Below are 13,746 nucleotides of genomic sequence, written 5' to 3'. Positions count from 1 at the left end.
ATTATGAATCTTTACAAACTAAAAGTGAGAGATACCAATACTTAGTAATAAGAAGTGGATTAAGAAGTGCAGTCATAGATATACCATTTGATGCTATTGGTGGAGTAGATGAAAAGGGTAGAGTAATAAATAAAGAATATGAAGACATCTTTTATCAAGTAGATAGGAATAAAGAAACATTAAAGTCTTATTTACATATACAAGAATGGGGCATAGCTGCAGGGATACTAGGGAATCCATATTATCTCTCAAGAGATAATATGGGCTTTAAAGCACGACATATACAGGCTCTTATCTTAAAAATGCAGCTTGATGCAACTACTACTAATTTTACGGGATTAAGGAATTATGAGAGATATGGAAAAAATATCATAGGTGATCAACGATTAGGATTGCGTAAAAACCCTTTGCGCCAACAACAGCTCAGAGCCTTAGCCAAAAAGATAAAGCCTGATAGATTTGGTATGCTCCCATACATAGATGAGATAATGGGAGTGGATTGGGTAATGGATTTGAATCGCAATAATATCGCATTAGACTATGATGGTAGTTTGATTGAATATCTATATGATCAAATACAAGCAGGTAAAATAAAAGACCCTAGAGATACAGATTCTACTAAAGAGAGCAGAGATGAGTTTAGAAAAGCCATTATAGATTCTATGCCATTTCTTAGAACTAATATGAGTGAATTTATAGATAAAGACATATCTAATGATAAAAACAAACAATGGCTAAGAGAGGAATATATTCTAACAGCTAAAGTCGCTGCCATCACTCCCCCACAAGGCTATCCCAATGCTCCCACTTATTATATCCCAGAGTATTTAGATGAACTCTATGAAGCAGGTAAGCTTGATAAATTGCTCAATCCCACTATCCCAGCTATATATAGAGAATCTTTCCCACAAGAATTACGTGATAAAATAGAATGGTATGCTAAAAAGCATCATATTAAATAAAAAGATAAGTATTGATAAATGCCATACAAAGATGCAAAATACATAAAGCCTCAAACTTTCAATTTGCAAAGAAGAGGAAGTATTAAGAATCTAAAGAGGATTCTTTAAGTATGTGCTAAGTGCCTTTAAAAGCATACATTGTAAGGATTCTTTACTATTTTGATGAGATTGAATAATGGCTTGAGTTAATGAGTTTGCAAATATATCGTGTTCTAATATCTCAAAATATGGGCTATGGAGTTCTTTGCTAATAAGGGCTAATATGAGAGTGTTAAGAAGTGGGATAGAATCTATAAGCAAGGTATTATGCAGGATAGAATCTAGCTCTTGTGTGTCAAGTATGTGCTCATAAGTTGTCATATTGATGTGTGATAGGGGGTTATTAGGCATAGAGAAAGATTGTAGCATTCTTTGTAGGAATGTTTGTATATTCTTAGTATTAAGGATAATATCACTTTCCTTTGTTTGTGGTGATATTTCTTTTTTAGAAATGCTATCTGTTATCATTGATTGCGATGAAGTGATAATGTTTTGTATAGTATCGTGAGTGTTTGCTATATCGGAGGGTATGGTATTTATAACTTGTGCTGGAGAGAGTTTTTCTAATATCTTATGTTTATCTAAGCTGTCAGCCATATTTTCTTCATCTAATATTTTTGTATCTAGTTGCACTCTAGGCTTAACATCTATGGCAAAATCACTTTCATCAGCAATTTTATCAAGCACTTTTTTATAGTCCAGGAAGTCATCTTTTATATCTTTTGTGTCTATAAAGCTGCATTTATATTTTCCAATTCTAAAACTATCCCCAACTTCTATAATTGTTTCATAGCCTTGCTCAAGTTTAGAGAAAGATTCATTGTAAAATACTTCAGAATCCCCAATACAAGAGATAGTAAAGCAACCATCTTCATAGTTGATATTAACATGTCTTTCTTGAATAGATTCATCTGGCAAACACAAATGATTGATGGAAGTATTGCCTATGGTTCCTCCATTATCGTCAAAAACACAATAAATCGGTTTTGCTTGGTTATCAATGTCTTCTACAAGAATTGCTATTTGCGCCATTTGCGTTCCTTATTGTTGAGTGATAAGTTGAGGCATATTAAAATGCGTTAGAATACGGCTTAAATGTAAAAGTTCTAGCCTATTTGGAGTAATGCTAAAATCAAAATACCATTGTTTATTATTTTCAAAGTAAAGAGTGTTGCCTGTATTTTGAGCAGGTGTAATGTCTTTTATGAATCTAAGCCACGCCCATTCACCATTATAAATTTTATTGTATTGAGGCATTTGGTAATAGTCATTCACGCTCAAACGTAACTCCGTGCTACTATTGAATTGTTCAATAATAATCTGGATTTTAGGATTAAACGTGTGATCATAGTGTAAGGTCTGGTTGTTATAGCTTATATCAAGAGAGCTAAAATCTGATGATAAATCAAGGCATTGTATAAAAAAGTTAAGTGTAAGGTTATTGTTATTATCAAATATGCTATTGAGATTGCTTATTTGGTTAAAAAAACTTATAAATTGAGCAGAAAGCTTTATCGTCTCGCTATAGGCAGGATTTGGCACATAGGTATTGCCTTTTTTTTGCAAAATCTTACTTAGATATTGCGTATAAAAAGATTGTAATGTGCCTGTATTGCCAAAAAAATCTTTAAAAGTGTTGAGTGGCAAGGATTTATCCGAGTAAGCATTGAAAGGATAAAAAGGGGAGATATCATTTATAAAAGTATCATACACCTCTTTTTTCCATGCATTATTTAGAAGTGCATAGGTGCTTTTTTCTATAACGTTCCAAGAGAGTGTAGAAATCTCATTGTAGTATTGTTTTAACGCATGAGGCAACATTGCTGTGTTTCGCTTTAGCTCTACAAATGCATCAGTTTCATCATTACTTCCTTCAAGGATATATATAAGCTTATCTTTTATGTTTTTTGTATCATCTTTTGTAAATTCTGTAATTTTAGCACTCATATTTTGTATATCTTTAGCGAGTATCTCTTTTATTTCTTCCGTGCTACTTTGCTTTTTTATGTCATTAAAGGAATCTATTTGAGAGAGAAGTAAGGATTTTTCTCCTATGAAGTCATAATAATCTTTAAAGGAGTTACTAATATATGTAAATTGTGCTTTAATATCTGAGCTTGGCAATCCTAAGCTGTATGCGTAATTAAGCAAAAGAGTGTCGTTTAGGTGGGTATTATCATTTACGATTTTAATGAGGCTATTGAGTGGATTGGTAGATTCTGATAAGATTTGTAATTGTGTGAGTATATTGTTTTTGTCGGTATATTGCTTAGGAGATATAGCCTGAAGTAATTCTTCCCATCTTTGTTTATAATCATTAAGGTAAATACTAATAATATGTGTGTATAAATCTCTTTGTGCTTGTTCTGTGAGGGCTTGGTATTGCATTTTTTCATTATACGCCCAAGATTCTATTTTGATAGCAGTTTGTATATTGGTATCTAAATTACTTAAAAACTCCATTAGACCATCTTTTGTATAGGTTTTATCAATTTGACTTAATTTATCAGTATGCTCAAATATCATATAAAATGCTGTGCCTACCTTATCTTTAAGGTTAAAAAAGCTTTGTTTTTTTAGGCTATTTCTAAAAGCCATAATGGTATAGATTCTCTGTTGTTGCTCTAATTGCATAATTTGAGTTTTTGCTATGTGTAGCGCTTGTGTATCTTTTGGTTGTGTATGTGAGAGATTGCCTATAGCTAAATCTTCAATAGCGGTAATAAAATCATCTTTTGGAATTTTATATTTAGCAAAAGGTTGCCAATTCTTTATAACCCAATTTGCCAAAAGAGGTTTATTTATATATGCTTCATCATAGAGTGATTGATACATATAGATGGTTTCAATAAGTGTGGTTTGATCGGTATTGTGTAAGAGAATCTGCTCCATTTCTCTAAGCAATGTTTTGCCAATCACTTCTTCATTGATAGCATAATAAAAGTCTCTTGCAGGCAAAAATCCTTGATAGGAGAAATTCAGTGAAAAATACTGTATAATGGAGGGCTTTTCAAATAGAGATGGATAGTTTTTGAGTATGGCTTTAAGATGAAGCATAAGTTCGGTTTTTTCTTGCAGGGTAAGATGTTCATAAGAGCTTGTATTCGCAAGCAATGAAGTAATGCTATTAAATGTGATATGGCTTTTATCTACTTCTTTATAGGTTTTATGGATTAAATAAGTGCAAAAAACATATCCAAATATACATATACTTATAGTTCCAAAGGCGAGCCTGAAAGTTTGCCAAGAGGTTTTAATCATACTGCTTAGATGTGCATCTTTAAGAAAAATATGTTCTAACAAACCCTGCACAAAGTAGCTTCGCTTATTTTGCTTGGTTGCGGATTTTGCCGGAGGTTTTTTGATTTCGTATTTTTCACACACAGCATCAAGCAAGTAATTTCTGGGGACATTTTCTTGGTATGCGGAGGTAAAATATACGCCGCGGATATAGGATTTGTTTTTGAAGGCATTTTGTTCCTTTGCTTGGAGGATAAAGTCTATTGCAAGGGCAAAAAGCACATCAAGTTGCTTTAAAAATAAAAGGGCTAAATTTTTGTCTTCAAGTGAATGTAAGGATTGATTTCTACGCATAAAAGTATAGAGCAATGAATTGCTTAATTCTGTAAAAGTATTTTGTAGTTCTAATTTGCTACTATTTTTATCTAAAGTAAGTCCTAGCATTTTATTTGCAATGCTTTCATCAAAGATGTCCCAATATGTCCGCATACCCTCTAACAAGTCAATTTTATTAAAAACAATATAAATGGGGAGTTGCAAGCCTAGATTTTCTTCGCAATCACTCACTCTTTTGCTTAGATATTGTAAGACATTTTGTTCATATTGCTTTGGATTCTGTAAAAAAGCATGCACATCAATAATAAGCACAATGCCATTAAGTTTGCTATGAAAGGTATTAGTATTAAGGAAGTGTAAGAATTGATTCCATACGCCCTTTTTGATTAAAAAATCTTTATTCTTTTCTAAATTATCTTCAGCAATTTCATCGGTATTACTTGTTTGCCGAAAGTTCTCTTGTGCAAAATAATTACCTTCTGTATCAAGCAATGCACCCTTTTGAGAAATGTAAAGATTGAAGTTGTTGGTAGATTTGTGAAATTTCTTATAAGATGTCAAGCTTTCACTCAATGGATATTGTATATTCGCATAATTGATAAACGAGCTTTTGCCTGCTCCCTCATTACCAATAATAATCACTAAAGGGATATTTTTAAGATAGAGTTTTCTTTTCCACATACTCTTTGCGTCATTTAGAGCAATGAAATAATTTCTTTTAGCCCTGCGGAATGCCTTTGTAACTTCTTGTTTGATTTCCTTGTACTGTATGTGTTTCTCATTTTTGAGCGATTGGATAAGATGAATAAGTGGTCTATAAAGAAAGATAAAAAAGATTAAAAGCCATACGACAATAAGCACTTGGATTCTTGTTAATGCGCTACTAAAAATATAAATATCATTAAATGCAAATAAGGGCGAGTATATGTAAAAAAGTACACTTAAAAGCAACGCAAAACATATAAGTAAAATATAGAGAAAAGTTTTTGATTTGAGATAATTAAATATCTTGCCAAACATTTCCTTAATCCTCATGTGGAGATACCTTGAAGTGTTGCAAATTTTGTTTAAGGGTATCTTGTGTAATGGCTTTTTGAGATTCTAGCTTTAAAAATGAGAAAAGAAAGAATAATGCAACGATGGAGCAAATGATAGCCATAAGCCAAAATGGTCGCAAGTATTTTTTATGCAAAAGTTTTAGAATACGCGTTTGCTCTTGATGATTGAGGGCTAATTCAAAAGCTTTTTCTTCGCTACTTCCCATAGCAGGAGCAAGAGAATTTGCTATATTGCAGCATAGATGATTAATTTTTTGTTTGCCTTGAGTGTCGGAGGCATATTTGCCTTGATAGCCCAAAATAAGGCATGTATAGATAAATTCTAGCATATCTTTGTGTTTGCTTGGGGTAAGAAGCCATTGATTGGCAATACCATAAAACTTATCTCCACCTAGCATTTCATCAAAAAGACGTATAGTAAGTGTATGTTTTGCAAAGTGGCTATTGATAAAGCTTTCATTATGTAAGAGCATTTCATCAATAAATACACACAAGCAGTAACGGAGTTTGATTAAATCCTTATCTTCATAACAACGCAAAGCATTGAGATTGCTTCCGATAGAGAGGATTTCATTAGCAAAAGTTTCTTCTGTATTTGTGATATAGCTATCATCAAGTGTGCCTGTTTTGGAAAGTCGTGTAGCAAACAAAAGTAATGGCAAGGTCAAGTGTAAAATCTTATTGTTTTGCATATTGTTGCAATGGTTTGCAAAATTTGTTTCAAGTAGCAGGGAAAGTTCTTGCTCTGTGTTCATAGCATTTCTCTTTAGTTAAATAATGCCCAAAGCTTAATGTCGGGCTTTGTGATATTATTTGTCATATAAAGGCTGATAACATTTTGCTTAGCAAAATGCGTAAAGATAAAATCTTGCTTATCAAGCTTAAAATATACATAGCCACTTAAATGCGGTAGAGCTGATGGAATGCTGGGGATTGCCTCTATATGCAGTCCTTTAAGCTGTGAGGCAACAATGCTTTTAATAGTGGCTTGGGTATGTATTTTACTCTGTGTGCTAAAGGTTTCAAGTAATGTTTGCATAGGTAGAGAGGAGCTTACTGCTAAGAATAATTCCCCATCTTGCAGCATAGAAGCATTATCAAATATGCAATCGTAGAATCCATTGCCATTGTCTATGACTTGTGCCATTGCATATTTGGGTGAGGTAACATTAGCAAAGAGGAGGCGGATATTATTACTAAGCGGAATGAAAACCGCACTTAAATCATTGTGCTCGTAGGGTATAAATTCATCTTGTGCATCATTATGACTTATGGTAAGTAAGTCAGCTTGAAATTCTACAAGTTTTTCATATAATGTCTCTGGGTGTAGTTTTTCTTTATTGACAAGATAAGAAAAGATAAGCGTGTATTTTTTGAGGAGATTGAGCGATAAATAGGTGCTAAAATCAAGCGTATTTTTGGTTTGGTCTATGCCTCTAAAAATTTGCGTGAAGCTTTCTTTGTGTTGCTTGATGGAAAAGAGCATTTCTTCTAGAAAACTTTTTATAAAGGCATTACTGCAAATATCAATAGAGGTGGGGATAAATTTTTCATCAAGCTCTATTTTTTTGCTATGAGAATAGATGTTTTTCACTTTTGCTATGGGTATTTCTAGTTCATTTGGTGATTTGTCTCCAAGGATACCAAGCTTTAGCCGCAAACTCCCCAATGCAAGAGAAACTTTTTCTTGCTGATAAGAGATTTCTTCTGTGTTAGTATGTATGTAATCTTGCACATCATCGTGAATCTTGGAAGTTGTAGGTACATTGCTTACAATATACTTGGAGTTTGGAAAAGTATTTTTTAAAGACATATCAGCAGTAGCGTCTGAATATGTAGGGATTTTTAGCGTAATAATTGGTGAAGACATATTGGGCGGCAACTCCAAAACTTCAGGTAATAAATCATCATCTGGCGCATTAAACACGCTACCATCTTGTGTAATTCCACTAATTTGTGTAAGGGCTATTTTGCCCAAATTGAGCATATCGGTAGAAAAACTTACATCAAATACACCATAAAGATTAGATACAAGTCGAGAGGTTTTTGTATGGATAATATGTTCTAAAAATCGTTCTTGTTGCTCAAAATGGATTTTATCAATGTGCATACCATTATACCAAGCGACCTTAAGCTTACTGTTCATTGAACAAATCCTTTATATTATTTTCTCCAGCAGTGCCATCAGCCTTTGGATCTTTATCTTGACTTTGCTTACTTTTTTTGTGTTGCATAATGCCTTCAGTGGCAATATTAAGCTTGATTTTGTTTGAAAAGACACGATTCAGCTTTTTATAGAATTTTTGTTTTTTATCCTGCGGATTGGCAAAAAGAGCTAACACGCCGATATATTTACCTTCTTTTTTTGCAAATTCTGCAACAGGCACGTCAATTTCATTTGGCGGTACTTGCACCTTGATAAAATCTACAATGTCCCTTCCAAGGACAACATTTCCACTTGTGCTTAAATCTTGTATGGAAGACTGCTTGAATTTACTAATATCCTTGAGCTGATAAATAATAAGCGTAACAGGCACATTATCGCCACGATTATTAAGGTTAGAATCTGCCTGATTGAAAGCCTGTATCTTAATAGGTGAGCCGCACCCACTAATAGCTAGCCCCATAAAGCAAACGAGAATGCAAAAGGAAATATGAAGCTGGATATATCGCATTAAAGACCTCTAAATCTGAACTTCTCTCTTGTATGGATTTTAAAGCTTGCACGATTATACTTAGATTAATATTTAAATTTGTTTAATTTTGCTATAATGAGATTTACCTTTTGGCTATCTATCAAATACTAAAGGTTAAAGGTTATTGTTATGCTTGTTGGGTAGCTAAAACAACGGCAGTCTAAGGATATACTATGGCAGAAAATTCTACTCCGCCAAAAGAGCGGATAAATATCACATATCGTTCCAAGACAAATGGGCAGAATCCTGATGTAGAGCTTCCTTTGAAGCTAATGGTTATGGGTAACTTTACAGGAGGCAATGATGTGCCGTTTGATGAACGAGAGGTTGTGTCTATTAATAAACACAATTTTAATCAGGTAATGCAAAAAATGAATATAGGCACACATGTAAGTGTAAAAAATGTCCTCAAGCAAGATGCAGATGAATTGTCTGTAAATCTTAAGTTTGAAGGGTTGGGTGATTTTTCACCAGATAGCATTGCTACTCAAGTGCCAGAGCTAAACAAATTGCTTCAACTACGTGAAGCCCTTGTAGCATTGAAGGGACCAATGGGCAATATTCCGGATTTTAGAAAAGCACTCTTGGAGGCCCTCAAGGATAAAGATACAAAAGAGAAGCTTTTACTAGAGATTAAAGAGAATCAATCTACAGATGAAAATAAAAAATGATTATCATTGAAGGAAATTTTATGATAATCCATTAAGGAGATTACTTATGAGTGGTGCATCAGCAAATACGCAAACTTCAATAAAAGAGCTATCTATCATTGATAGCATAATGCAGACAAGTAGATATTCAAAGGAAGATGAAAGTTATAATATTGCCAAAATGGGTGTGGCGGAATTTATCACAGAAATAGTCAAAACTGATAATGCAGAAAATAAAATCAACAAATACACGCTTGATGAAATGATAGCACATATTGATGATATTATTTCACGTCAAATGGACGAGATATTACATAATGAACAGATTCAGCAATTAGAATCTACATGGAGAGGTTTATATTTTTTAGTAGAACGCACTAATTTTCAAGAAAATATAAAAATTAATTTGTTTGATGTAACTAAACAAGAGGCTTTAGAGGATTTTGAGGCAAATCCAGATATTACAACAACTACATTATATAAACGTATTTATTCTTCTGAATATGGACAATTTGGTGGCGAGCCGGTAGGTGCAATTTTGGGTGATTATGCCTTGAATGCTTCTACGCCTGATATGAATTTTCTCTCTAAGATGTCTTCTATTGCGGCTATGAGCCATGCTCCATTTTTAACTTCTATGAGTGCTAGTTTTTTTGGACTTGATAGTTATGCGGAGCTTCCCAAGATACAAGATTTAAAAGCACTTTTAGAGGGTCCGCAATATGTAAAATGGCGCACCTTTAGGGAAAATGAAGATTCTAAGTATGCTGGTTTATTGGTTACACGTTTTCTTACTCGATCTCCTTATGAGCCACAAGAAAATCCTATAAAGAAATTTAATTACAAGGAAAATGTGCATAACTCGCATAATCACTTGCTATGGGGAAATACTATTTATGCTTTTGCTACGCGATTGACTGATAGTTTCGCAAATTATCGCTGGTGTGGAAATATTATAGGACCTAAGGCTGGCGGTGCTGTAAAAGATTTGCCTACTTATATTTATGAAAGCTTTGGCACTACGCAATCCAAGATACCAACGGAGGTGCTTATCACAGATAGATGTGAGTATGAGCTTGCAGAATCTGGCTTTATAGCCTTTACGTTGCGACGTGATAGCAATAATGCAGTATTTTTCTCCGCAAATGCGGCATTAAAGCCAAAAATTTTTCCAAATACGCCTGAAGGAAAAGAGGCAGAGACAAATTATAGGCTTGGCACGCAGTTGCCTTATATATTTTTAGTTTCTCGCCTTGCTCATTATCTTAAGGTATTACAAAGAGAAGAAATTGGGAGCTGGAAAGAAAGGGCAGATATAGAGAATGGCTTAAACGAATGGATGAGGCAATATGTTTCAGACCAAGAAAATCCTCCCGCAGAGGTTCGAAGTAGGCGACCATTTAGAGGTGCTAAGGTTTTTGTAAGCGAGATAGAAGGGGAAGCAGGTTGGTATAGAATAAACTTAAATGTACGACCCCACTTTAAATTTATGGGAGCAAACTTTGAACTTTCTTTGGTGGGGAAACTTGACAGAGAATAAATTATGTCTTTTGTAAATAAAATTATTTCTCAACTGCATCCTTATGCAGATTCTGCTTATTTTGAAGATAGAACCAAAACGATAAAAGATCATATCTCAATCCTCATGAATACTAAAAATGAGGGCATAAGTCTTATGAATTTTGCAGACTTATCGTTGGAAGATTTGGATATAAATACAAAAAATCTCGCCCTGCTTATGTCGGAAAAAATCTACCACCTTGTAAATACTTATGAAACAAGGGCAAAGATTCTAAACATAGAATATGATGAAAGCTTTGCTCCTTGGCAAATAAGTTTTTTTATGCGAATGCGTCATGTTGGGGGTGACTTGTTGGATGATTTTAATATACAAATTGTCTTTAAAAATAATCGCTATTGTGATGTAATGTAGGCGGTTTGCTTGAGATAGTTTTAGGAAACCCCAAAAAAGTATTTGATTAAAGTAGAAAAGGGCAGATAAGTGAAAAATATTCATTATTTCCGTAAAGAGCTTGATTATTTGCATAAAATGAGGGAAATTTTTGTTAATAAATATCCCAAACTTGCCCCATTTTTATCCCACAATAGTAATGATCCAGATGTGGAACGTATTATAGAATCTTTAGCGTTATTAACATCTAAGATTCACGAAGAGCTTGATGGCAATATTCCCCTGATTGCAGAATCTTTAATTAACATTCTTGCACCCAATTACACAAACTCGTTGCCATCAATGTGCATACAGGACTTTGCACTTAAGCCAGAAAGCAAAGAATGCAAGGTTTTTATTCCTAGACACACAAGTCTTAAATCTACTCCAATAAACCAAGTGCAATGTGAATTTAAAACTATCTATGATGTTTGTCTGCATCCTCTTAAAATAAGCGATATGTCGCTTACTAACGAAGGGAAGCAGAGTGTATTTTGCCTTGATATTGTAAGCACAAACAAATTTTTTAAAATAGCAGATATGGATATTCATTTTTTACAGATTTATCTTGGCAGTGAGGTTTATAGTGCCAATACATTGCTTTTATGGCTTTTATGTTATTTGCAAGAAATTGTTATTGTCTGTGCTGATACTCTCACATCTTTTAAGATTCCTTGTGATTCCTTAGAGACTACTGGTTTTGACAAAAATGAGAGTATGTTTAGTAATGGCGATATAGGCTTTAGTGCTTTTACACTTTTACAGGAATTACTTTTTTTGCCAGAAAAATTTGCATTTGTGAGAATAAAAAATTTAGAAATATTAAAAGAATGTCAAAGTGAAAAGATGACTGTTAAATTTATTTTCAAAAAAGAATTGCCTAAAGATACCCTTCCAAAAGCCAATCAGTTTTCGCTATTTAGCACGCCCATTGTTAATCTTTTTTCTACGCAGGCAGAGCCGATTCTTACTGACCATACACGAAATGGGTATAGAATATTTATCGATAGGGCGCATCTTAACGCATATTCTGTGATACAGGTATTGAAAGTTAAGGCTCATAATAGCGACTCAGGAAGACGGATATTAAAGAATTACAATAGTTTTGAGCGATTTGAATTTGTAGATAAGGGAAATGATTTTTATGCTATTTCAAATAAGCAAGATGCAAATGGAGAGCATTATAAAGAAATTACTATTTATAGTAATCAATCTCGCAGAGAAACACTTTCCATTGATGTTTTATGTAGCAACAACAATCTTCCAAATGGTTTGCAGATAGGCTCAATCAATGAGATTGTAGGATATCAAGATGTCCTTACGCGTAATCTTATGTTACCTACAAAATCGCAACATAGAAGTATTGATAATGCTACATTGTGGGATTTTATCGCTACCCTTTCTTTTAATTATCAAAGTATAACGCATAAAGAGAGCTTCTTAGCATTGTTGCATACATACAGCTTTAATATTGATAAACCAAAAAATCTTTACGAAATAATAAGTGAATCCTTACAAAAGATAGAATCCAAGCCTGCTTATAATGTCAATGGATTTATTACATTAAGAGGTATGCAAATTACTCTATATATTGATGATTCAAAGTTTTATTGTTTAGGTGAGGCATATAAGATAGGCTTAGTGCTTGCACACTTTTTTTCTTCTTTTGTTAGTATCAATTCTTTTTGCGAGGTATCCTTGTGCTGCACAACAAGTAATACATCTTTTAGCTATTCTATCGTCTATGGCAATAAGGTATTATTATGAATTTTACTTTTTATCGGCTAATAAAAATGCTCTTGGTTTCTTTGAATAGGGAGCAAATCTTTTTACGTAGTGCTAGGAGTTTGGGACATGCGTATAAAGAAGTTGATATATTCCAATATCATGATATGGCGGATTTAGAGTCGAAAGATATGCTTCCACTTGAGGCTTCATCTGTAAAAGTTATGGAAAAATTACCTCAAAATATATCTTCCAAAATGCATACTGAATCTTTCGTGGAAGTTTTTAGTCATTTTTTTGGATTGCTAGGGCAATCTTCACCTCTGCCTTATTATATGCTTGATAATTTTGCAAAAAATGAAGATGATGGCGAAGGCTTTAGTCTTTTTTTTGATTTTTTTAATAATTATCTCTTATGGCTATTTTATGATAGCATATCACTTAGAGGTTATCATCGCTCATTTGAGACAGATTTTAGCGATAAAGTTTCTTTTGTATTGTTGAAACTTTTAGGTTTTAGTGATACAACAAGTGCAAAGGCATATCTTCCATTTGCACCTCTTATTTTAAGCCTAAGGAGACCAAAAGCTTATATTGAGAAAATTTTGGCACATAATTTTCATTTGCACGATAGAATTTCTATTGTCGAGAATATTCCACAAGCCATTCGTATCAATAAGAATCAACAGAATAGTTTAGGGTTTAAAAATGTTACTCTTGGTAAAAGTTTTCTACTAGGTAGCACAATATATTCCTATCAAAATAAAATATTACTCCGCATCAAGGATTTGCATTATCAGGAAGCCCTAGATTATTTTCCACATCATAAGCAGCACAATAAACTTAGAGAGAGTGTAATTTTTCTCACCAACAATGAATTTGCCATTGATGTTCGTTTAGATATGCAATATAACCCCAAAATGGATTTTAGGCTCGGCGATATTGCGAGGGCTACTCTTGGTTTTGGGTTATTATTAAATAAAAAAAAGGCGAATTTTGCACAATGTAGTATGTTAATGACACTATGTGAGTAAAAATATTTATATTTTTATAAAACTTAATTATTGATTTTATTTTTTTGTGTAGAAT

At 33.3% G+C, this 13,746-nt stretch carries 11 protein-coding genes; 6 read left to right on the top strand and 5 right to left on the bottom strand.

Going from position 1 to position 13,746, the window contains the following annotated elements; translation table 11 throughout:
• Positions 1-962 (top strand): hypothetical protein (locus tag QZ289_RS09360; RefSeq protein ID WP_295701916.1); only part of this gene is annotated, 962 nt, incomplete at its 5' end.
• Between the two features lie 90 nt (positions 963-1,052).
• Here the strand turns inward: QZ289_RS09360 and QZ289_RS09355 are convergent.
• Genes QZ289_RS09355 through tssJ form a run of 5 tightly spaced genes read right to left on the bottom strand, consistent with a single transcriptional unit; the run spans position 1,053 to position 8,310 of the window.
• On the bottom strand, positions 1,053-2,033 hold the full coding sequence (locus QZ289_RS09355) for an FHA domain-containing protein (RefSeq protein ID WP_295701914.1): 981 nt from the start codon (positions 2,031-2,033) through the stop codon (positions 1,053-1,055).
• 9 nt (positions 2,034-2,042) lie between these two features.
• On the bottom strand, positions 2,043-5,597 hold the full coding sequence (tssM, locus tag QZ289_RS09350) for a type VI secretion system membrane subunit TssM (RefSeq protein ID WP_295701912.1): 3,555 nt from the start codon (positions 5,595-5,597) through the stop codon (positions 2,043-2,045).
• A 4-nt stretch (positions 5,598-5,601) separates the two neighbouring features.
• Positions 5,602-6,390, bottom strand: coding sequence for a type IVB secretion system protein IcmH/DotU (gene icmH, locus QZ289_RS09345; RefSeq protein WP_034367908.1), 789 nt, complete (start codon positions 6,388-6,390; stop codon positions 5,602-5,604).
• 11 nt (positions 6,391-6,401) lie between these two features.
• Positions 6,402-7,781, bottom strand: a complete 1,380-nt coding sequence (tssK, locus tag QZ289_RS09340; protein ID WP_011115094.1) for a type VI secretion system baseplate subunit TssK — start codon at positions 7,779-7,781, stop codon at positions 6,402-6,404.
• Positions 7,771-8,310: a type VI secretion system lipoprotein TssJ gene (gene tssJ / locus QZ289_RS09335; protein ID WP_295701909.1), complete on the bottom strand. Its 540-nt coding sequence runs from the start codon at positions 8,308-8,310 to the stop codon at positions 7,771-7,773. The genes tssK and tssJ overlap by 11 nt, the downstream gene beginning before the upstream one ends.
• Before the next feature lie 194 nt (positions 8,311-8,504).
• Between tssJ and tssB the strand changes: the two genes are divergently transcribed.
• The 5 genes from tssB (at position 8,505) to tssG (ending at position 13,691) form a co-directional block, all read left to right on the top strand.
• Positions 8,505-9,002, top strand: coding sequence for a type VI secretion system contractile sheath small subunit (tssB, locus tag QZ289_RS09330; protein ID WP_011115092.1), 498 nt, complete (start codon positions 8,505-8,507; stop codon positions 9,000-9,002).
• Positions 9,003-9,048: 46 nt separating this feature from the next.
• Positions 9,049-10,521 carry a type VI secretion system contractile sheath large subunit gene (gene tssC, locus QZ289_RS09325; protein ID WP_295701906.1) on the top strand — a complete coding sequence of 491 codons (1,473 nt, stop codon included), beginning with the start codon at positions 9,049-9,051 and terminating at the stop codon, positions 10,519-10,521.
• Positions 10,522-10,524: 3 nt separating this feature from the next.
• Positions 10,525-10,914 carry a hypothetical protein gene (locus QZ289_RS09320; RefSeq protein ID WP_034367917.1) on the top strand — a complete coding sequence of 130 codons (390 nt, stop codon included), beginning with the start codon at positions 10,525-10,527 and terminating at the stop codon, positions 10,912-10,914.
• Between the two features lie 69 nt (positions 10,915-10,983).
• Positions 10,984-12,699 (top strand): type VI secretion system baseplate subunit TssF, encoded by a 1,716-nt coding sequence (gene tssF, locus QZ289_RS09315; RefSeq protein WP_034367919.1) that lies wholly within the window; start codon positions 10,984-10,986, stop codon positions 12,697-12,699.
• On the top strand, positions 12,696-13,691 hold the full coding sequence (gene tssG / locus QZ289_RS09310) for a type VI secretion system baseplate subunit TssG (RefSeq protein ID WP_295701903.1): 996 nt from the start codon (positions 12,696-12,698) through the stop codon (positions 13,689-13,691). Before tssF ends, tssG begins: the two co-directional genes overlap by 4 nt.
• Positions 13,692-13,746: the final 55 nt, after the last annotated feature.

Source organism: uncultured Helicobacter sp. (genome assembly GCF_910577135.1).
Lineage (GTDB): Bacteria > Campylobacterota > Campylobacteria > Campylobacterales > Helicobacteraceae > Helicobacter_C > Helicobacter_C mastomyrinus.
This window is presented reverse-complemented; position numbering and strand designations above follow the sequence as displayed.

Excerpts from the sequence above, each read along its gene's own strand:
- QZ289_RS09355 (WP_295701914.1), bottom strand. The coding sequence starts at position 2,033 with ATGGCGCAAATAGCAATTCTTGTAGAAGACATTGATAACCAAGCAAAA.
- tssM (WP_295701912.1), bottom strand. The coding sequence starts at position 5,597 with ATGTTTGGCAAGATATTTAATTATCTCAAATCAAAAACTTTTCTCTAT.
- icmH (WP_034367908.1), bottom strand. The coding sequence starts at position 6,390 with ATGAACACAGAGCAAGAACTTTCCCTGCTACTTGAAACAAATTTTGCA.
- tssK (WP_011115094.1), bottom strand. The coding sequence starts at position 7,781 with ATGAACAGTAAGCTTAAGGTCGCTTGGTATAATGGTATGCACATTGAT.
- tssJ (WP_295701909.1), bottom strand. The coding sequence starts at position 8,310 with ATGCGATATATCCAGCTTCATATTTCCTTTTGCATTCTCGTTTGCTTT.
- tssB (WP_011115092.1), top strand. The coding sequence starts at position 8,505 with ATGGCAGAAAATTCTACTCCGCCAAAAGAGCGGATAAATATCACATAT.
- tssC (WP_295701906.1), top strand. The coding sequence starts at position 9,049 with ATGAGTGGTGCATCAGCAAATACGCAAACTTCAATAAAAGAGCTATCT.
- QZ289_RS09320 (WP_034367917.1), top strand. The coding sequence starts at position 10,525 with ATGTCTTTTGTAAATAAAATTATTTCTCAACTGCATCCTTATGCAGAT.
- tssG (WP_295701903.1), top strand. The coding sequence starts at position 12,696 with ATGAATTTTACTTTTTATCGGCTAATAAAAATGCTCTTGGTTTCTTTG.